At 59.1% G+C, this 20,493-nt stretch carries 18 protein-coding genes and 1 pseudogene; 11 read left to right on the forward strand and 8 right to left on the reverse strand.

The features are described from left to right. Positions 1-15: 15 nt before the first annotated feature. Complete coding sequence (gene betC / locus ACIQU2_RS20690; RefSeq protein ID WP_403143666.1) at positions 16-1,530, reverse strand: choline-sulfatase; 1,515 nt, start codon at positions 1,528-1,530, stop codon at positions 16-18. A gap of 114 nt (positions 1,531-1,644) precedes the next feature. Between betC and ACIQU2_RS20695 the strand changes: the two genes are divergently transcribed. Continuing rightward, complete coding sequence (locus ACIQU2_RS20695; protein WP_095126794.1) at positions 1,645-2,595, forward strand: choline sulfate utilization transcriptional regulator; 951 nt, start codon at positions 1,645-1,647, stop codon at positions 2,593-2,595. A 78-nt stretch (positions 2,596-2,673) separates the two neighbouring features. Here ACIQU2_RS20695 and ACIQU2_RS20700 read toward each other — a convergent pair whose 3' ends face one another. Then, complete coding sequence (locus ACIQU2_RS20700; protein ID WP_403143669.1) at positions 2,674-3,339, reverse strand: NAD(P)-dependent oxidoreductase; 666 nt, start codon at positions 3,337-3,339, stop codon at positions 2,674-2,676. Between the two features lie 82 nt (positions 3,340-3,421). On the opposite strand from ACIQU2_RS20700, the gene ACIQU2_RS20705 reads away from it, so the two are divergent. Further along, a complete protein-coding gene (locus tag ACIQU2_RS20705) occupies positions 3,422-3,748 on the forward strand; it encodes a DOPA 4,5-dioxygenase family protein (protein ID WP_347803934.1) in 327 nt (108 codons plus the stop codon). A gap of 5 nt (positions 3,749-3,753) precedes the next feature. Here ACIQU2_RS20705 and ACIQU2_RS20710 read toward each other — a convergent pair whose 3' ends face one another. Further along, positions 3,754-4,155, reverse strand: a complete 402-nt coding sequence (locus ACIQU2_RS20710; protein WP_403143671.1) for a GFA family protein — start codon at positions 4,153-4,155, stop codon at positions 3,754-3,756. 319 nt (positions 4,156-4,474) lie between these two features. Between ACIQU2_RS20710 and ACIQU2_RS20715 the strand changes: the two genes are divergently transcribed. The 7 genes and pseudogenes from ACIQU2_RS20715 to ACIQU2_RS20745 all read left to right on the forward strand — a co-directional run bounded on the left by ACIQU2_RS20715 (position 4,475) and on the right by ACIQU2_RS20745 (position 12,303). Beyond that, positions 4,475-5,782, forward strand: a complete 1,308-nt coding sequence (locus tag ACIQU2_RS20715; protein ID WP_403143672.1) for a CitMHS family transporter — start codon at positions 4,475-4,477, stop codon at positions 5,780-5,782. An 85-nt stretch (positions 5,783-5,867) separates the two neighbouring features. Beyond that, on the forward strand, positions 5,868-6,635 hold the full coding sequence (locus tag ACIQU2_RS20720) for a TerC family protein (protein ID WP_403143674.1): 768 nt from the start codon (positions 5,868-5,870) through the stop codon (positions 6,633-6,635). A gap of 213 nt (positions 6,636-6,848) precedes the next feature. After that, entirely contained in the window at positions 6,849-8,507 is a 1,659-nt protein-coding gene (locus ACIQU2_RS20725) for a Na/Pi cotransporter family protein (RefSeq protein WP_403143676.1), read from the forward strand. Positions 8,508-8,563: 56 nt separating this feature from the next. Continuing rightward, positions 8,564-9,952, forward strand: coding sequence for a M16 family metallopeptidase (locus tag ACIQU2_RS20730; protein WP_403143678.1), 1,389 nt, complete (start codon positions 8,564-8,566; stop codon positions 9,950-9,952). A gap of 221 nt (positions 9,953-10,173) precedes the next feature. Next, positions 10,174-11,205, forward strand: a complete 1,032-nt coding sequence (locus tag ACIQU2_RS20735; protein WP_347803940.1) for a DUF5924 family protein — start codon at positions 10,174-10,176, stop codon at positions 11,203-11,205. Between the two features lie 53 nt (positions 11,206-11,258). Next, positions 11,259-11,795: pseudogene (locus ACIQU2_RS20740) on the forward strand (ABC transporter permease); the annotation flags it as partial. A gap of 1 nt (position 11,796) precedes the next feature. After that, positions 11,797-12,303 carry an ABC-type transport auxiliary lipoprotein family protein gene (locus ACIQU2_RS20745; RefSeq protein WP_403143755.1) on the forward strand — a complete coding sequence of 169 codons (507 nt, stop codon included), beginning with the start codon at positions 11,797-11,799 and terminating at the stop codon, positions 12,301-12,303. A gap of 137 nt (positions 12,304-12,440) precedes the next feature. On the opposite strand, the gene ACIQU2_RS20750 is transcribed toward ACIQU2_RS20745, so the two are convergent. The 5 genes from ACIQU2_RS20750 to ACIQU2_RS20770 all read right to left on the reverse strand — a co-directional run bounded on the left by ACIQU2_RS20750 (position 12,441) and on the right by ACIQU2_RS20770 (position 16,908). Next, entirely contained in the window at positions 12,441-13,670 is a 1,230-nt protein-coding gene (locus ACIQU2_RS20750; RefSeq protein ID WP_347803943.1) for a nucleoside recognition domain-containing protein, read from the reverse strand. A 200-nt stretch (positions 13,671-13,870) separates the two neighbouring features. Beyond that, positions 13,871-15,202 carry a glutamate/aspartate:proton symporter GltP gene (gene gltP / locus ACIQU2_RS20755; protein ID WP_403143680.1) on the reverse strand — a complete coding sequence of 444 codons (1,332 nt, stop codon included), beginning with the start codon at positions 15,200-15,202 and terminating at the stop codon, positions 13,871-13,873. A gap of 706 nt (positions 15,203-15,908) precedes the next feature. Beyond that, positions 15,909-16,373 carry an inhibitor of vertebrate lysozyme family protein gene (locus ACIQU2_RS20760; RefSeq protein WP_403143682.1) on the reverse strand — a complete coding sequence of 155 codons (465 nt, stop codon included), beginning with the start codon at positions 16,371-16,373 and terminating at the stop codon, positions 15,909-15,911. A 2-nt stretch (positions 16,374-16,375) separates the two neighbouring features. Next, the gene (locus tag ACIQU2_RS20765) at positions 16,376-16,540 is read right to left on the reverse strand and encodes a DUF1328 domain-containing protein (protein WP_003177151.1); all 165 of its coding nucleotides are present in this window, start codon (positions 16,538-16,540) and stop codon (positions 16,376-16,378) included. Between the two features lie 80 nt (positions 16,541-16,620). Beyond that, positions 16,621-16,908 (reverse strand): hypothetical protein, encoded by a 288-nt coding sequence (locus tag ACIQU2_RS20770; RefSeq protein ID WP_403143684.1) that lies wholly within the window; start codon positions 16,906-16,908, stop codon positions 16,621-16,623. Between the two features lie 434 nt (positions 16,909-17,342). Between ACIQU2_RS20770 and algB the strand changes: the two genes are divergently transcribed. Together algB and ACIQU2_RS20780 are read left to right on the forward strand one after the other, a co-directional pair. Continuing rightward, positions 17,343-18,689 carry a sigma-54-dependent response regulator transcription factor AlgB gene (gene algB, locus ACIQU2_RS20775; protein ID WP_046044888.1) on the forward strand — a complete coding sequence of 449 codons (1,347 nt, stop codon included), beginning with the start codon at positions 17,343-17,345 and terminating at the stop codon, positions 18,687-18,689. A gap of 10 nt (positions 18,690-18,699) precedes the next feature. Continuing rightward, positions 18,700-20,490, forward strand: a complete 1,791-nt coding sequence (locus ACIQU2_RS20780; RefSeq protein WP_403143686.1) for an ATP-binding protein — start codon at positions 18,700-18,702, stop codon at positions 20,488-20,490. Positions 20,491-20,493 lie beyond the last annotated feature (3 nt).

Raw genomic sequence — 20,493 nt, forward strand, 5'->3', positions numbered from 1 at the left:
GCATTCCCCTTAACATTATTGGTTTTGGCAGGGTTGTGGATAACGTGCTTTACGCTCCAGATCGTCGAGGTCGATGTGGTTGCGCATGTACTGCTGACTGGCGTCCACCAGTGGCTGGTGATCCCAGCTCTTCAGCTTGCCGATGGTTAATGTCTCGGCGACAAAACGTCGGCGTCGCTGGCTGGCGAGCACTTGTTGGTGGATCGCCGGGATATCCCATTTGGCCCGGGCTTCGGCGATAAATTCATCGAAAAGCGAACTATGTTGCGGCGATTGGCTGAGTTCTTCCAGTTCGCGCGGGTCGTTGTGTACGTCGAAGAGTAGGCAAGGGTCGTCCTCGCTGTAGATGAATTTGTAGTCGCCGCGGCGAATCATCATCAGCGGGCTGATGGTGCCTTCGGCCATGTACTCGCCGAAGACCTCGTCATGACCGCCCTGCCCTTGCAGGTGCGAAACCAGCGAGCGGCCATCCAGCGGCAGCCCCGGCTCCAGCGAACCCCCGGCCAGTTCCACGAAGGTCGGCAACAGATCAGCAGTGGAGACCGCCGCGCTGACCCGGCCAGCCCCGAATTGCCCCGGCGCACTGATCAACAGCGGCACGCGGGCGGCCATTTCGTACCAGTGCATTTTGTACCAGAGACCCCGCTCGCCGAGCATGTCGCCGTGGTCGCCAGAGAACACGATGATGGTGTCGTCGATCAGGCCGGTTTCCTCGAGTGTTTGCAGGAGTTTGCCGACGTTGCTGTCGATATAGCTGCACGCACCGAAATATGCACGACGCGCATCGCGGATCTTATCCACAGGCAGCGGTTTGTCCCACAGGTCGTAAACCTTGAGCAAACGCTGGGAGTGCGGATCAAGTTCGGTCTGCGCCGGAGTTTCGGGTAACGGGATGTCGGCGTCGTTGTACATATCCCAGAAAGCCTTGGGAATGGTGTACGGGTCGTGTGGGTGGGTCATCGAAACGGTCAGGCAAAACGGCTGATCTCCCTCCTCGCGGATGTGATCGAACAAATACTGCTGAGCCTTGAACACCACCTCTTCGTCGAAATCCAGCTGATTGGTGCGCACGCACGGCCCGGCTTGCAACACTGAAGACATGTTGTGAAACCAGGTCGGACGCACGTCTGGTTCGTCCCAGTTCACAGACCAGCCGTAATCGGCCGGGTAGATATCGCTGGTCAGGCGTTCTTCATAGCCGTGCAGCTGATCCGGTCCGCAGAAATGCATCTTGCCCGACAGCGCGGTGCGGTAGCCGAGTCGACGCAGGTAGTGGGCATAAGTCGGTACGTCGGCGGGGAAATCGGCTGCGTTGTCGTAGGCGCCGATCTTGCTCGGCAACTGACCGCTGACCAGGGTAAAACGCGACGGCGCGCACAGTGGGCTGTTGCAATAAGCGGCGTCGAACACCACGCCTTCGGCGGCGAGGCGGCTGAGATTAGGCAGTTTGATGGGCGAAGGGCCGTAAAACGGCAACATTGGCGCGGCCATCTGATCGGCCATGATGAAAAGAATATTCTTGCGCTTCATGTGATCGCGGCATTCCATAGTGAATATTTATGCGGGAGTGCTGCGATCGAGCATGTAGCCCATGCAATTTGTGGTAAAGCCCATGCGCGGCAATGACTAGGATAAGCACAGCTTATGTATGACGCCCTTGGTGATTTGTCTCTGGATTTGCTTCGCGCCTTTGAAGCGGCGGCCCGTCAACGCAGCTTTACGGCGGCCGCAGTGGAGCTTGGCACCACGCAACCGGCCATCAGCCAGCAGATCAAACGGTTGGAAGAGCAACTCGGGACGCGGCTGTTCGACCGAATCTATCGCGGCATCGAACTGACCGAAGCCGGGACGATCCTGTTTGAGCAGGTTCAGCTTGGATTGCAGAACATCGACGCAGGATTGAGCGCGATCAGCGCACAGCACCAACATGAAGTGCTGCAGGTCGCCACCGATTTCGCCTTCGCCGCGTATTGGCTGATGCCGCGCTTGCACCGCTTTCATGCCGCCAATCCTCAAGTGGATGTCAGCCTGGTCACCAGCGAACGCAGCCTCAATATGCTGCGCACCGATATTGATGTGGCGGTGTTGTTTGGTGATGGCCGATTCAAGCAGGGCGAAAGCCATTGGCTGTTCAGCGAAGAAGTCTTTCCGGTGTGCAGCCCGCTGCTGTTGAAGGATCGTCCCCTGCCCTTGCCATCCCAGTCATTGCTCGAGTTCCCGCTGCTGCACCTTCGAGGCGAAAACAGCAGCAACTGGTTCGACTGGAGCGGCGTGTTTCGAGAGCTCGGGATCGCTTCGGCACCCGCGCCGGGACAATTACGCTTCGACAATTACACGCTGTTGATTCAAGCGGCGATTGGCGGCCAAGGGGTGGCGATTGGGTGGCGGCACCTTGTGGATAACTTGCTGGCGCAAGGTTTGTTGTGCCGACCGATTGCGGAAACGGTGATTTCCAGGCTCGGCTATTACGTGGTCCTGCCCCAGCGAAAACGGCGTGGAGCGCTGATTCAACAGTTTGTGGACTGGCTGATGGCTGAGCAGGCCAGCAGTGCGCAATCGCTCAATGGACTGCCTTTGCCCTCGATTGCGGTGTGAAAGCTAAAAGATCGCAGCCTTCGGCAGCTCTTACCTTGGAATGCGTTCCTCTGTAGGAGCTGCCGCAGGCTGCGATCTTTACGATTCTGAAGTCGCGACGAAGGTTACGTGTTCGCCGACATGCAGGTTCAACCGCAACTCATCGGCAATCCCGACCGCCACCCGGCTTAACCGTTCAAGCGGTTCGGCGAGGCCCGGTTCCAGGCTGCTGCTGACGTGGCTGAAATGTTCGATGGTCAGCCCGGGCACCCCGCGCGGCGCATTCACCAGCGTCCAGTGCAAGGTGCTGCTTTGCAGGGCCTCGCGGATTTCTTCGGCGGCGTGGCGTTGCAGTCGATCTTCTATCTCCGGATCATCCAGTGCCTCGAAATCTCCGACCAGAAACAACCGGGCAATTCCCGAGGCCTGCATGCCATCAATCAGAGCATCCACCGCCAGCACTTGCTCGACCGGGCCGGGCACGATGGATTTTTCCACGTGCTCGCTGTTCATCGGCAATCCGGGTGCATCCAGCAGACAGATCACCGCCGAACACCCGGCGACGCTCTGCTTGACCCGCTTGGCGTCGAACAAATCACCGGTCTTGGTCCGCAATCCCGGGCGCGGCGCGAGCGCCGTCAAATCATCGAGAATCGCGATCACTTCATGTTGGCGCCGCAGCATTTCAGCCATCAGCGCACTGCCCAGGCTACTCATGGCACCATAAAGCACCACTTTCACCACCGGGGTTTCGGCATTTTTCATGGCCGTGCTCCGTTCTTCCTGTCTATATGGCGTGTGACCTTTGGGAAACAACGCCGGTTCGACTCGGTTCAGAGGGTTTCAAATGCAGCGGATCAAGGGCTACCACGCCCATGTCTACTTCGACGCCAGCACCCTTCCTCAGGCGCGAGCCTTGTGTGAGCAGGCGGCGCAACTGTTTCCACTGAAGATGGGGCGCGTCCATGAACGCCCGGTGGGCCCGCACCCGGACTGGAGCTGCCAGTTGGCTTTCGAGCCGCAATACATCGGCGACGTGCTGCCCTGGCTTGCGCTGAACCGCAAGGGTTTGGTGGTGTTCCTGCACCCCGACACCGGCGACGATCTGCTCGACCACACCGAGCATGCCATCTGGATGGGCGCGATTCGGCCACTGGATCTGTCTATTTTTTGATCAGTTTACAACTGTTCCTCGGCTTCGCCGGGCAAATGTTCGTCCAGATGCAGCCAAGGCAGTCGGTTGTCAGTCCAGATATGCCTTTCGGCGGGTGCGTGCTCGGGATGATCGAGGGTGGCGATGGTCACGTCGATGCTGTCCGGGCTCAGGCGCGTGACCAGCGCCAGCTGCGCCCCACAGCTTGAGCAGAAATACCGCACGCAGGTTGTTGAAGAGTCGTACTGCGCCGGCGTGCCTTTCACCCATTCAAAGGCTGACGCGGGCACGGTGATCCAGGTGGTCACGATCCCGCCGCTGACCCGTCGGCAAATCGAACAATGACAGTGGGCGATATCGTGCAAAGGCCCGCTGAATTGATAGCGCAGATGTCCGCAGTGGCAGCCGCCCGTATGAATTTCGGCCATGTTTTGTCCTCCTGCCCTGTTTTCAGGGACTTCAAACCCGTCCGACGACCGGTTGCACATCTGGTCAATGCTTTCATCCGCGAAAGCTGGGTGAAAGCTTCCCCGATTAGGATCGCCCCCACTACCGGCAACAGACCGGTCGGCCAATGCCAGTGTTTTATCGCTCGCACAGCCCATTTAACAACAACAATGGTGATCCTGATGTCCTCTTCTACCCGCCGCTTCGCTGTCACTCCGCCCATACGCCTCGTGCTTCCCGTTCTGCGCTGACCCACCCGGTTCGCCCATTCCCTAGCCGCGCTATGCCTGGAGTATTCCCATGCTGACTTTCCTTGGCTTTGCCATGGTCATCACGTTCATGTTCCTGATCATGACCAAGCGCCTGTCCGCGCTGATCGCTCTGATCATCATTCCGATCCTGTTCGCGCTGTTCGGTGGCTTTGCGCCGAAGATCGGCCCGATGATGCTCGAAGGCATCACCAAGCTCGCACCGACCGGTGTGATGCTGATGTTCGCCATTCTGTACTTCGCCTTGATGATCGATTCCGGCCTGTTCGACCCGGCCGTGCGCAAGATCCTCAAACTGGTCAAGGGCGACCCGTTGAAAGTTTCGGTCGGCACCGCCGTACTGGCGCTCGTCGTCTCCCTCGATGGTGACGGCGCGACCACTTACATGATCTGCGTGGCCGCCATGTTGCCGCTCTACAGCCGCATCGGCATGAGCCCGCGGATCATGGCCGGCCTGATCATCCTCGCTGGTGGCGTGATGAACATGACACCTTGGGGCGGCCCGACCGCACGTGCGGCCAGTGCGCTGCATGTGGACCCGTCGGATATCTTCGTACCGATGATTCCGGCGATGGCTGCCGGGGTGCTGGCAATTCTCGTGATCGCCTACTTCTACGGCAAGCGTGAGCGTGCGCGTCTAGGTGAGCTGCACCTGGTGGGCGATGAAATCGACCACAGTGAAATCAGCGTTTCGCAATTCCCGGATGCCCGTCGTCCGAAGTTGATCTGGTTCAACGGCGCCCTGACCCTGGGCCTGATGTGCACCCTGGTCGCCGGTCTGTTGCCGCTGCCGGTGTTGTTCATGGTGGCGTTCAGTATTGCCATGATCGTCAACTACCCGTGCCTGCAACAGCAGAAGGACCGCGTCGCGGCCCACGCCGGTAGCGTGCTGGCGGTGGTCGGGTTGATCTTTGCCGCGGGCATCTTCACCGGTATCCTGACGGGCACCGGTATGGTCGACGCGATGTCGAAAAGCCTGCTGGCGGTCATCCCGGATTTTCTCGGCCCGTATCTGGCCGTGATCACTGCGCTGGTAAGCATGCCGTTCACGTTCTTCATGTCGAACGATGCATTTTATTACGGCGTGTTACCGGTACTTGCGGAAGCCGCCAGTCATTACGGTATAACCGCGGTTGAAATGGCACGTGCCTCGATCGTCGGTCAGCCCGTCCACTTGTTGAGCCCGCTGGTACCATCGACCTACTTGTTGGTGGCCCTGGCCGGTATCGACTTCGGTGACCATCAGCGCTTCACCCTGAAATGGGCAGTGCTGGTGTGCATGTGCATACTGGTTGCCGCGTTGCTGATGGGGATTTTTCCGCTGTTCAGCACTCTATAAGCCCAAGACTCACCATGACGGGTCCAGGCTTTGCTGTTTGAAGCCCGGGCCCTTCGTGGTTTAACAATCGCTCAAAGGAATACACATGGAATGGCTGACCAACCCTGAAATCTGGGTTGCCTTCTTCACCCTGACCGCCCTGGAAATCGTCCTGGGTATCGATAACATCATCATGATTTCGATCCTGGTCAGCCGCATGCCCAAGCACATGCAACAGCGCACCCGGATTTTCGGCCTGGCACTGGCCATGGTCACGCGGATCCTGTTGCTGCTGTCGATCACCTGGGTCATGCGCCTTACCGCCGACTTGTTCGAAGTGTTCGGCCAAGGCATTTCCGGGCGAGACCTGATCCTGTTCTTCGGTGGTCTGTTCCTGCTGTGGAAGAGTTCGCAAGAGATGTACCACGCACTGGAAGGTGAAGACGAAACCCATGAGGAACCGACCGGCAAGGGCGGCAACTTCCTCTACACCATCATCCAGATTGCGATCATCGACATCGTGTTCTCCCTGGATTCGGTGATTACCGCTGTCGGTATGGTTTCCCATGTCCCAGTCATGGTCGCGGCGATCATCGTTGCCGTTCTGGTGATGATGCTGGCGGCTGGCACCATCAGTGAATTCATCGACAAGCACCCGTCGCTGAAAATGCTGGCACTGTCGTTCCTGTTGCTGGTCGGTACCGTGCTGATTGCCGAGTCCTTCGAAGTGCACTTGCCAAAAGGCTACGTTTACTTCGCCATGGCGTTCTCGCTGGCGGTGGAAGCGATCAACATCAAGATGCGCAGCGCGATGATGAAAAAGAAGAAGCAGCAGGACCCAGTGAAACTGCGCAAGGATGTTCCGGGTCAGTAACCCGAATGCCATGTGATGACAAAGGGGCCTTCGGGCCCCTTTTTCATATCTGCATCAACCTGTTTTCATGACAGTTTTGTTTCAATCGCTTCTTTAGCTGTGCGATGCTGGCGCGCAGACCGTTAGCCAACTACAGCTTAAGTACAGAACGTAGAAGAACGCGCGGCACCGTCAACTTGCCCCTTTGGGGCGCTACCGCCACAGGGGGCCTGCATGCTCACCCTGCTCAATTTGTTATCTGCCGTGGCCTTGTTGATTTGGGGCACGCACATCGTCCGAACCGGCATCCTGCGGGTCTACGGTTCCAACCTGCGCCATGTGATTGGCCGGAACATGTCCAAGCGCTGGCTGGCGTTCATCTCGGGGATCGTCGTGACAGCGATGGTCCAGAGCAGCAACGCCACCGCCATGCTCGTCACCTCCTTTGTCGGTCAGGGCCTGATGGCGCTGACCCCGGCCCTGGCGACGATGCTCGGGGCCGACGTCGGTACCGCGCTGATGGCGCGGGTGCTGACCCTCGACCTGTCATGGCTGTCGCCGCTGCTGATCTTTCTTGGGGTGATTTTCTTCCTGTCGCGCAAACAGACCCGGGTCGGACAGATGGGCCGGGTCAGTATCGGACTGGGGCTGATCATTCTGGCGCTGCAACTGATCGTCGAGGCTGCCGCGCCGATCACCCAGGCCCAAGGCGTGAAGGTTATTTTTGCCTCGCTGACCGGCGACATCCTGCTGGATGCCTTGGTCGGCGCGCTGTTCGCAATGGTTTCCTACTCCAGCCTGGCCGCCGTCCTGCTGACGGCGACCCTGGCCGGTGCCGCAGTGATCAGCCTGCCCGTGGCTATCGGCCTGGTGATCGGCGCCAACATCGGCAGCGGCATCCTCGCCTTCCTCAGCACCAGCATGCAGAACGCCGCTGGTCGTCAGGTGGCGTTGGGCAGCCTGCTCTACAAACTGATCGGCCTGTTACTGATCATTCCGGTGCTCGACCCGTTGGTGCACTGGATCGACAGTCTGGACTTCAGCCCACAGGAAATGGTCATTGGCTTTCACCTGCTCTACAACACCGCGCGCTGCCTGTTTTTGCTGCCGAGTGTCGGACCGATGGCCAGGTTCTGTGCGTGGGTGCTGCCGGAGCGCCCACAAGTCAATGGCACCGCCAAACCGCGACATCTTGATCAAACAGCGCTGGTCACGCCCAGCCTGGCGCTGGCCAATGCCGCCCGGGAAACCCTGCGCATCGGTGACCTGATCGACAACATGCTCGAGGCCATGCTCGACGTGCTGAACGGCAAGCAAACCGCCATTACCCAGGAAATGCGGCGCCTGACCGATGATGTGGAATCGCTCTACGGCGCCATCAAACTGTATCTGGCACAAATGCCCCGTGAAGACCTCAGCGAGCAGGACAGCCGGCGCTGGGCGGAAATCATCGAGCTGGCGATCAACCTTAAACTCGCCAGCGACCTCATCGAACGCATGCTGCGCAAGGTTCAGCAGCAGAAAACCTCACAGCGTCGGTCTTTTTCCGAGGTCGGCCTGGAAGAGTTGGCGGGGCTGCACAGTCAGTTGATATCCAACCTGCGCCTGGGATTGTCGGTGTTCCTCAGTGCCGATAAGGAAAGTGCCCGCCAGTTATTGCGTGAGAAACGTCGCTTTCGCGCACAGGAACGGCGCCTGGCCCATGCTCACGTCAGCCGTTTGCAACGTAAGATCGTGCAGAGTATCGAAACCAGCTCGTTGCACCTTGAGTTGATTGCCGACATGAAGCGTCTGAATTCGCTGTTTTGCAGCAGCGCCTATGTGGTGCTGGAAACTGCCGACATCGGCGCCCTGGCGGTCGACGATTTCGCTGACATCACTCATTCACCCTGAACGTCCACAGTTGCCTGAAGTCTGTTGAACTTACGCTAGCCGTATGGAAACTCGTTATGCGTTGTCTGTTGTTCGCCTGTCTGTTGCTTGGCTCATTCCCTTCATTTGCCCTGGATCGCTTTCAGGTCGAGGGTTACACGCTGCCCAACGGCCTGCAATTGTTGCTCAAACCCGGCACCGAGCGCGGGCATGTCGCGATTCGTCTGGTGGTCGGCGTCGGCATCGATGATTTCAGTTGTGCCGACAAAGAGCTGCCGCACCTGCTTGAGCACTTGCTGTTCAGCGGCATCGACGCCACGGGCGAAGGCGGGCTGGAAGAACGCATGCAGGCCCTGGGTGGCGAGTGGAACGCTTACACCAGCAATGCCGACACGACGTTCGTCATCGAAGCCCCGGCGAAAAATCAGCGCAAGGTCCTCGACCTGCTGCTGGCGCTGCTGACCCAGACCCGAATCGACGACAACGCCATCAACGCCGCCAAACAAGTGGTCGAGCGCGAAGACGGCGGCCATTACTCGCACCTGCAACGCTGGCTGGATCGCCAGGATCTTGGCCACACGGCGAGTAATCAGCTGGCGGTGGAACTGGGCCTCAAATGCCCCGAGCGGCCTGAGGTCGATCACCTGACCCGCGATCAGGTGGAAAAGGTACGCAAGGCCTGGTACGCGCCCAACAACATGACCCTGATCGTGGTCGGCGACCTCGACCGGTTGCTGCCGGCCTATCTGGAACGGTCTTATGGCGCGCTTGAAGCGGTCGACCCGACCGAACACCCGCCCCTGCCGGCTATCCAGGCCAGTGCTGACCATGAGCGCACCCTGAGTCACGGTTTTGTCGGCGGCAGTGCCAAGTTGCATTGGCTGGTGCCAGAGCCGGTGCTGGAAGATCAGCACGACGAAACCTTCGACTTGCTCAAGGACTATCTGGACTGGGCGCTCTACCGCCAAATGCGCCTGGCCCATGGCTTGTCCTACGGGCCTTCGGCCGGGCGCGAGGTGTTTGGCGGCGTGGGCTTCATGAGCCTGAACGCGGACCTTGAGCGCGACGACGTGCCCGAGGCCGAACGGGTGCTGGATGATCTGAAGGCCGGGTTGCTCAGGGACGGTCTCAATGCCGACAGCTTCAACCGCCTCAAACAGGCCGCCATCGCCCGCCAGGCCTGGGCTGTGCAAGGCAACAGCGCGTTGGCCGATTATTACTGGAGTGCCCTTGGGGACTACGAGGACGGCCGTTTCGCCAACCCGGCCAAGGAACTGCAAGGGGTGACGCTGGCGGAAGCGAACAAGGCCATGCGTGAATTGCTCATGCAGCCGGGCTACCTGCGGATCGAACAGCCGTTGATCAGTGATGACCAGTTGATGTGGGCGATTGCCGGGGTGCTGGGGCTCATCGTATTGATGCTGCTGAGTTGGCGCTTGCATCGAAGGGCACCGCGAACCGTGTAGCAGCTGCCGAAGGCTGCGTTCGGCTGCGCAGCAGTCGCAAATCCGTTACGTCAGATATACCTGATGTATCGCGTTGAATGGTTTACGACTGCTTCGCAGCCGAACGCAGGCTACGCTAGCTGCTACAAGGGTTTTGTGATCGGACCGTAGCCCCTCGCCACGCCGCCCTCTCGGCGGTTACCCTGTCGGGGATTTTCCCCACGACTATTGCGAACCGCCGAATGCCTACTCTGACCCTATACGTCCAGCGCATCCTGGCACTGATGAAGCGCTACCCAGGGGTCATTGCGCTCGGCGGTTTCATTTCCGGGGTCGGCAGCTTCATTCTGGTCGATCGTCAGCAAGGCCTGGCGACCTGGATCACCATCATCATGGTGCTCAGCTGGATCTGGCTGATGCTGGAAAACAGCCTCACCAAGTTGTTCGCCAGGCTCTTCAAACGCGAAATTCCCCAGCCTTTGCTGCGTTACGCCACGCAGATGATCCACCAGGAAAGCCTGTTCTTCGTCCTGCCGTTCTTTTTCATCACCACCACCTGGAACAGCAGCCAGTTGTTCTTCACCGGGTTACTGTGTGTGGCTGCGCTGATTTCCATCATCGACCCGCTCTACTACAAATGGCTGGCCCCCCGGCGCTGGGCGTTCCTGGCGCTGCATACCCTGACGCTGTTCGCTGCACTGCTGACCGCCCTGCCCGTCATCCTGCACCTGACCACCGCTCAGAGCTTCAAACTGGCCCTGGGCACCGCCGTCGTGCTGTCGTTCCCGAGCCTGGCGTCGATCTTCCCGATTCGTACCGTGCGCAACGCGCTGGCGATTCTCAGTATCACGCTGGGCATCGGCGCGCTCGGTTGGGTGCTGCGATCCTGGGTGCCGCCGGCGACACTGTGGATGACTGACGTGGCGATCAGCACCCAAATGCAGGACCGCACCCCCGGCAAGAGCCTGGAAGAAGTCAGCGCCGAGCAGATTCGCGGAGGTGGGCTGTACGCGTACACCGCGATCAATGCCCCGCGAGGTCTGGCCGAACGGATTTATCACGTCTGGATGTTCAACGGCAAAGAGGTCGACCGCATTCCCCTGGACATCCACGGCGGGCGCAAGGAAGGCTATCGGGCCTGGACCCACAAACAGAATTTCCCCGGCAACCCCGCGGGTAAATGGCAGGTTCGGGTGCTGACCGAAGATGGCCAGGTCATCGGTGTGTTGCGCTTCGTGATAAAGGACAGCAAGCCTGCGACTGCCGCAAAGTAACCCGTTCGTGCTATTACGTAGATCTGCGTAATAGCCGATAAAGCACGGAGCTTATGACCAGCAGCACAATGGCCGGCAGTGCCCGACTGGACACCTCCCACTCCCCTGCTCAGTTGCGGGTCACGGGTGACTGGACGCTTGCCCATTACGCCGATCTCAAGCACCTGAGCGAAAAGCTTCACGGCCAATACGACGACAGCACTCACATCGACCTCAACGGCCTCGGCGCGCTCGACACCGCCGGTGCGTCGCTGCTGGTGGAGTTGCTCGGTTCCGAGCGTTTGGGCCGATCCGCCGAACACCCCGATTGCGAAATCGACGCTATTGCACCTTGGGTCTCGACCCGATGGAGCTGCTGGTGGTGCCGCGCGTGTTGGCCCTACTGGTCGCGCTGCCGATGCTGACCTTTCTGGCGATGCTTTCGGGGATCGTCGGCGGCGGTGTGGTGCGCGGTGTCGCTGGATATCTCGCCGGCGATGTTTCTGTCGCTGCTGCAATCGGACATCGGCGTTCAGCACTTTCTGGTTGGGATCGTCAAAGCGCCGATCTTCGCGTTCCTGATCGCCGCCATCGGCTGTCTTGAGGGCTTCGATCCTGCCCAAGTCCGAGCCGTCCGATGTCTATCGGTTGCCTTCGGACCAGAGCAGCCCGAAGATCGCCGTGATCCCTCAAGGTGATCTGATCAGCATCTACAAGGCTTCGCGTTGGAGCGACCCGGCACCGGTGTTGCTGCGCAATCGTCTGTTGGATGGTTTCCAGCGTGATGGTCGGGTGCCATTGCTGAGCACCGACGACAGCAATTTCCAGGCGGATCTTGAACTGGGCGGTAGCCTGCAGGCATTCCAGACTGAATACCAAGGAACGCACGCGAGCGTCGTCGTGCGTCTGGATGCGTTGCTGGTGCGCGGTTATGACCAGCGAATCCTCGCCAGCCGACGCTTCGAAGTGCGCCAGCCGTTGAGCGATGCGAAGGTGCCGGCGGTGGTGGCCGGGTTTGGCCAGGCCAGTGACCTGTTAACGGCGCAGGTGGTGGCTTGGGCAGTGGAGCAAGGTCAAAAGCTCGCGCCTGCCGCCAGAAACGCCGCGAATCCCTTGTAGCAGCTGGCGCAGCCTGCGTTCGGCTGCGAAGCAGTCGCAAAACCAGACACCGCGATCCACCTGATAGATGCGGGATAACGGATTGACGACTGCTTCGCAGCCGAACGCAGGCTGCGCCAGCTGCTACAGGTTTTTGGTTAGCCGAAGAACCAGTAACAAACGCCGATCGCGCCGAGAACGCCGGCAAGCTCCGCCAGCAACGCACACCCCACCGCATGCCGCGCCCGCTGGATCCCCACCGCGCCGAAGTACACCGCCAATACATAGAAGGTCGTTTCGGTACTGCCCTGAATCGTCGCCGCCACCAGCGCCGGGAAGCTGTCCACGCCAGACGTTTTCATGGTTTCGATCAGCATCGCCCGGGCGGCACTGCCGGAGAACGGCTTGACCATGGCGGTCGGCAGCGCATCGACGAAGCGCGTGTCCCAACCGGCCCACTCCACCAGATGCCGAATCCCGTCCAGGCCAAAGTCCAGCGCTCCGGATGCCCGCAGCACGCCGACGGCACAGAGCATGGCCACTAGATACGGCAGCAGGTTCTTGGCCACGTCGAAGCCTTCTTTGGCGCCTTCGACGAACGCTTCGTACACCTTCACCTTACGTAACGCGCCGATCACCAGAAACAACATGATCAGCCCGAACAGCGTCACGTTGCCGAGGATAGAAGACAAACTCGCCAGAGCGGTCGCCGAGAGCGTCGCCAGCAACGCCATGAAGCTACCCAGTATCAGGGCGCCGGGAATCAAGTACGCGAGCACCACCGGGTCCCACAGGCGCAGACGCTGCATGAACGCCACCGACAGCAGACCGACCAATGTCGAGCAACTGGTGGCGAGCAGGATCGGCAGGAACACCAGGGTCGGATCGGGCGCACCTTGCTGGGCGCGGTACATGAAGATCGTCACCGGCAGCAGGGTCAGGGAGGAGGCGTTGAGCACCAGGAACAGGATCTGCGCGTTGCTGGCGATGGTGTCGCTGGGGTTGAGCTCTTGCAGCGCCTTCATGGCTTTAAGGCCGATCGGCGTGGCGGCGTTGTCCAGGCCCAGGCCGTTGGCGGCGAAGTTCAGCGTGATCAGGCCGATGGCTGGGTGCCCGGCCGGCACTCCCGGCATCAGACGCAGGAACAACGGGCCCAGCGCTCTGGCCAGCCACTCGACGATCCCGGCCTTCTCGGCAATCCGCAGAAAGCCCAGCCAGAGCGTCAGGGTGCCGAACAACAGGACCATGACTTCGACCGACAACTTGGCCATGGCGAAAATGCTTTCCACCATCGCCGCGAAGATCCCGGCGTTACCGCCGATCAGCCATTGCGCCAGTGCCGAAACGGCAGCCACGATGAAGAAGCTTAGCCACAGGCCATTTAGCATCAGTCAAATCCCCCAAAGAATGGCGAATGATAGCGGGGTAGCCAGAAACGACAAACCCCGGATTTCTCCGGGGTTTGTTTGTGCGATATACGCGGACCAGTGTGGGAGCGAGCTTGCTCGCGAATACGGAGTGTCAGTCGACCTATTTGCTGAATGACACACCGCTTTCGCGAGCAAGCCCGCTCCCACAAGGGACCTGCTTAATTGCTGGGAATCTCGCCAGCCGGCAATTTTTCCTTGCTGCGCCAGTGCGGCAAGGAGTTCCAGTAGCGCTGGCCCTTGGCATCGTCGTACATGCCTTCCCAGCGGGAGATGACCAGCACGGCCAAGGCATTGCCGATCACGTTCAGTGCGGTACGGGCCATGTCCATGATGCGGTCGACACCGGCGATGAACGCCAGGCCTTCGAGCGGAATACCCACGCTGCCCAGGGTGGCCAACAGCACCACAAAGGACACACCCGGTACGCCGGCGATGCCTTTGGAGGTGACCATCAGGGTCAGCACCAGCAGCAATTGCTGACTGATCGACAGATCAATGCCGTAGAGCTGGGCAATGAAAATTGCCGCAATGCTCTGGTACAGGGTCGAACCGTCGAGGTTGAACGAGTAGCCGGTCGGTACCACGAAGCTGCAAATGGCTTTCGGCGCGCCGTAGGCTTCCATTTTCTCGATCACGCGTGGCAGCACGGTTTCGGAACTGGCGGTGGAGTAGGCCAGCACCAGCTCATCCTTGAAGATGCGCATCAGCTTGATCACCGAGAAGCCGAACAGGCGAGCGATCAGGCCCAGCACCACGAAGGCGAAGAAGGCGATGGCGACGTAAACCAGGATCACCAGTTTGGCCAGCGGCACCAGAGAGGCGAAGCCGAAGTTGGCCACGGTCACCGCGATCAGTGCGAAAACGCCGATCGGGGCGTAGTTCATGATCATGTGAGTGACTTTGAACATGCTTTCCGACACGCCCTGGAACATCTTCACCAGCGGCTCGCGCAGGTCCGATTGCAGGCTCGACAGACCGAGGCCGAACAATACGGAGAAGAAGATGATCGGCAGCATCTCGCCGCGGGCCATGGCCGCGAAGATGTTCGACGGGATCAGGTTGAGGATGGTTTCGATGAACGCATGTTCATGCTGAACCTCGGCGGCAGTGGCCTGGTACTTGGAAATATCTACGGTACCCAGGGTGCTCATGTCGATGCCTGTGCCCGGATGGAACACGTTGGCCAGCATCAGACCGACCACGATGGCAATGGTGGTGACGATCTCGAAGTAAATGATGGTCTTCAGACCGATACGCCCGAGCTTCTTCGCGTCGCCGACGCCTGCAATACCGACGATCAGCGAAGAGATTACGATCGGGATCACAATCATCTTGATCAGACGGATAAAGATATCGCCTGCTGGTTGCAGGACGTTGCTGATCCACCAGGCTTTTTCGGCACTGAAATGGTTGAGCAGCGCACCGATTGCAATCCCCAATACCAGACCGATGAGGATCTGCCAGGCGAGGCTAAGCTTTGCCTTCTTCATATCTTTACCCTTACTTGCGTTTGACTCAGACAGATGCAAGAACTGGAACGCTTGTGGCGAAAAAGTCTTGTACATCTACCCCCGTATAAGGTGCCCCGGAGCGCTTGTTATCGGCTCTCTGGCAGGCGAAAAAAGGCGCAACTATTCAGATGCAAGGAAGCGACGTCTAATGCCGTAAACGCCTACCCTATGCCGAATCGGCATGAGCTTTTTGATCTGAAACTCGCGTCCCAACCGGTTCGAATACGACATTTCGGCAGGCATAAGTGCCGTGAACCGGCCATCGCAGAGGAGGTTGGTTGTTTTTTGAACAAGGGGGTGTGGGCTAAAATTTGGGAAAAAGCCTACGTTTAAGCGCGAAAATTCTCGGTCTTCGAGTCGCAGTTTTCTCGATATACGGTCACCAAAGAAACACCGCGAAATGGTTTTGCGAGGGAGCAACGGAGGCGAAGCGAGGATGCGAGCAGAGCGCTCTAAGACAACGCTTTGCGCTGAGGAAGCTCTTCGCAAGTCCGTCGATCCATGAGTGACCGGCGAACTTGCGTCGCAGCTTCTGCCTGACCCGGCCCTTGCGCAGGCACTCCCTGTACCCGTAGGTCACTCCGCCCCTGAAACAGGCAGAACGTCCCGGCCCCTTGATCATGCGTCTACCGTCCTCGGGCGGCGCAGTGGAAAGAAGCCATGCTGCTTCTTTCATGTTACGAATTCAGTACCAGTGTGGATCTTTCTTCAGCTGTTCCATCAACAAGTCCTGCATACCCTGGACCGGCTTTCCAAGAAAGCGGTAGTCGGCATGTCGCGTGGGCGACTTGTCGGCCGGCAGCCCCGCAGGCACTTCGACCAGCATGGCGTAGGCATCCTTCTTGTCGAAGCTGACGGCAACGATCAAGCGCTTGTTGAGGCATGTCGCCTGCGATTCGCACAACGGCCCAACCAGATACTTTTCGCCATCTTCTTCAACCGCATTCATTTGCTCGGCGTCGCCGGACAGGTTCATGACCCATTCCGGCAGGCGTTCTTCCTTCTTCACCACGCCTTGCCAGGTTTCACGGTACTGCGGGTCTGCATTTAGCAACTCATTGACCCGCGCCTGGCCGTCATTGGCCGCTGTTGCCATGGCACTGCCGCCCAGAAGCAGGGCGGCTGCCAGTGTCTTTAACAAAACGCTCATATTCACCCTCGACCGCGACGGCCAAAGAAGAAGGAAGCAATGAACATCACCAGGAACACGACAAAGAGAATCTTGGCGATACCCGTGGCGGTGCCCGCGATACCACCGAAGCCCAGTACCGCAGCGATGATGGCAATGATCAAGAATGTGATTGCCCAGCTCAACATGGTGATTCTCCTTACGCTTCTATTAGAGATGTTGCTTGTGGTGCTTTTCCCGGCGCATCGAACGCGCCAAGTTCATGTGTTTAGAACACCCAACGTTCCTGGCGAGGCATCTCATCCGCAGGCTGAGCCTGGTCGACGTCCATCATTCGCATTGGGGGGCTGTCAGCCTGGTGACTGCTGGCCGCGCTGAAATGGGTTTGGGTCGGGTGCTGCATCGACAAGCGTGGCGCTTCTTGCTGCTGGCTCTGCTCCCAGCGCTGAAACTGCTGGCCGCCGATCAAGGTGATTAATAGCGCCAGAACAGCAAACAGACCTTGCTGGAGATGCAGTGGCGAGATACGCAACTGGGCGGCACGTTGGCGACTCATCCTGAAGCTCCTCCCACACTGTGGTGATCTTGTGAGGGCGACTTTTTAAATGCCCTGGTTCATCACGCTATTGCAGCCTGCATGCCAGCTTTTCACGAGAACAAAATCCAATAAAATCAGATGGTTATGAATGATGTGGAAATCGGTTCGGACGCATCTTGCACGATGGTCCATTTGAAGTCGTGCGTAATGCACGATGGACTCGTAGGAACTTTCAATATTTTTGAATTGCGAGGAGGGCGTGGATGTCACAAGGGGACACTGGCAATCGCCTGCGAACCGGCTATCTGATAAAAAAACAACAAAATCAGGCGATTAGCCGTAGGGTGAGGAGAGAGCTACGCTGCTGTGGCTGGAATCGACCAGAATCAACCATGCAACTTGCCCGATTATTCCGGGACTAACCAAGATCATTCATGAAGGAGCGTAGGAAAATGGAGTCAGCCACTGAGCATCAAGGCCGCATTTTGCTGGTGGACGATGAGTCCGCCATCCTGCGTACTTTCCGTTATTGCCTCGAAGATGAAGGCTACAGCGTCGCTACCGCCAACAGCGCTGCCCAGGCTGATGCACTGCTTCAGCGCCAAGTCTTCGACCTGTGCTTCCTCGATTTGCGTCTGGGTGAAGACAATGGCCTCGATGTGCTGGCCCAAATGCGCATTCAGGCGCCGTGGATGAGGGTGGTGATCGTCACCGCTCATTCGGCCGTGGACACGGCGGTCGATGCCATTCAGGCCGGGGCCGCCGACTATCTGGTCAAGCCTTGCAGCCCCGACCAATTGCGACTGGCCACCGCCAAGCAGCTGGAAGTGCGGCAACTGTCAGCACGTCTGGAAGCCCTTGAAGGCGAAGTGCGCAAACCCAAGGATGGCCTGGACTCTCACAGCCCGGCGATGAAAGTCGTGCTCGAAACCGCCCGCCAGGTGGCCAGCACCGATGCCAATATTTTGATTCTCGGCGAGTCCGGTACCGGTAAAGGCGAACTGTCCCAAGCCATTCACGGCTGGAGCAAGCGCGCGAAGAAATCCTGCATCACGATCAACTGCCCGTCCCTGACCGCCGAACTGATGGAAAGCGAGCTCTTCGGCCACAGCCGTGGCGCGTTCACCGGGGCCAGCGAAAGTACTCTGGGTCGTGTCAATCAGGCCGACGGTGGGACGCTGTTTCTTGACGAGATCGGCGATTTTCCGTTGGTTTTGCAACCAAAACTACTGCGTTTCATCCAGGATAAAGAATACGAACGGGTGGGCGACCCGGTCACCCGCCGCGCCGATGTGCGCATCCTCGCGGCCACTAACCAGAACCTCGAAGACATGGTCCGCGATGGCCGTTTCCGCGAAGACCTGCTCTACCGCCTGAACGTCATCACCTTGCACCTGCCACCACTGCGCGAACGCAGGGAAGATATTCTGAACCTGGCCGATCGTTTTCTGGCCCGTTTTGTCAAGGAATACGCGCGTCCGGCTCGGGGCTTCAGCGACGAAGCCCGTGAAGCGCTGCTCGGCTACCGCTGGCCGGGGAACATTCGCGAACTGCGCAACGTTGTGGAGCGGGCAAGCATCATTTGTCCCCAGGAACGGGTGGAGATCAGTCACTTGGGCATGGCTGAAACCCCGGTCAACAACGCTCCTCGCATCGGCGCTGCGCTGAGTCTGGATGAATTGGAAAAAGCCCACATCGGAGCGGTACTCGCCACTGCAGATACGCTGGACCAGGCCGCCAAGACCCTGGGTATCGATGCCTCGACGTTGTACCGAAAACGCAAGCAGTACAACTTGTGAGCTGTCTCCGATGAGACTGGCGATGAAGTTGCGCACGCGGCTGTTTCTGAGTATTTCAGCACTGATCACCGTTGCGCTGCTTGGGCTGTTGCTCGGGCTGGTCAGCGTGATGCAGATGGCGAGTTCCCAGGAAGCGCTGATTCGCAATAATTTCGTCACGCTCGACCTGGGACTGAAATTGCGTCAGACCTTGGGCGATCAGCTGATGATCATGCTCAGCGAGAAGCCGGATCCTGCAGCGTTCGAGGCGTCCAAGCAGCATTACTTTCAGTTGCTTGATGACGGCATTGTCCATGCCCAGGCTGGCGATGAGCGCCAGCACGGTTTTGAACAGGCCAAGGCTGACTACCTGAGCTTTCTACAGGCATACGACCTGTCACGTGACTCGATGCAGGTGTTGAGTGGCAACAAAGAACTCACCGAAAAATTCAATGCGCTGCGCAATGGTTTGATCGTCGAGCAACAGCGTGCGCTGGATAACATCAATGCCACCGAGCGCCAGGCTCGGGAGAGGGCGCTGCTGGTTGCCGGCCTGCTCGGGTTGGTGGGGTTGGCGGTGCTGATCATCGGTTTCGTCACTGCCCACGCTATTGCTCAACGTTTTGGTGCACCGATCGAGGCCCTGGTCCAGGCGGCGGACAACATCGGCAAAGGCAATTTCGAAGTGACGCTGCCGATTTCCTCGGGCGTGGAAATGAACCAGCTGACCAAGCGCTTCGGGATCATGGCCGAGGCCCTGCGCGAGCATCAGGCCACCAATGTCGATGAGCTGCTCGCAGGCCAGCAGCGTTTGCAGGCCGTGCTCGACAGCATCGACGATGGGTTGCTGATGATCGACCGCGAGGGACATCTGGAACACCTCAACCCAGTGGCGCAGCGTCAGTTGGGTTGGGACACCGATCGTGTCGGTCAAGGTCTGGGTACGGCGCTTGAGCGTCCCGAGCTCGATGAACAGCTGCAACTGGTGCTGCGCGGCGGCACCCTGGAGCGGGCGCCGGAGGACTTGAGTATCGAAGTCGACGGTGAATCGCGGTTGCTGACCTTTAGCCTGACGCCGGTCAGCCATACACAGGGCCATATTCTTGGCGCCGTGATGGTGCTGCATGACGTCACCGAACAGCGTGCATTTGAACGTGTGCGCAGTGAGTTCGTGCTGCGCGCCTCCCATGAATTGCGAACCCCGGTCACCGGGATGCACATGGCGTTCGGCCTGTTCCGCGAGCGCGCGCACTTTGCCAAGGACTCGCGTGAAGCTGATCTGCTGGACACCGTGAATGAAGAGATGCAGCGCTTGATGCAGTTGATCAACGACCTGCTGAACTTCTCCCGCTACCAGAACGGATTGCAGAAACTCACGTTGGCGCCGTGCTCCATCGAGGATTTGCTGGAGCAGGCCCGGGCACGTTTTGCCGGCCCCGCAAAAGAGCAGGGCATCGACCTGCTAGTGGAAGTGCAAGGGCCATTACCGCGATTGCAGGCCGATCAGCCGCAGCTCGACCGGGTGCTCGATAACCTGATCGACAACGCGTTGCGCCACACCGCTTCCGGCGGGCAAATACGTTTGCAGGCTCGACGCCATGGGGAGCGAGTGATTATCAGCGTCGAGGACAACGGCGAAGGCATTGCCTATGGTCAGCAGGGGCGGATTTTCGAACCCTTTGTACAGGTGGGTCGCAAGAAGGGCGGTGCCGGGCTCGGTCTGGCACTGTGTAAGGAAATCGTGCAGTTGCACGGCGGTCGGATGGGTGTTTATTCGCGGCCAGGGCAGGGTACTCAGTTCTATATGGCGCTGTCGGTATAAGCC

The organism is Pseudomonas sp. NPDC098740 (genome assembly GCF_044760065.1).
Classification (GTDB): domain Bacteria; phylum Pseudomonadota; class Gammaproteobacteria; order Pseudomonadales; family Pseudomonadaceae; genus Aquipseudomonas; species Aquipseudomonas rossensis.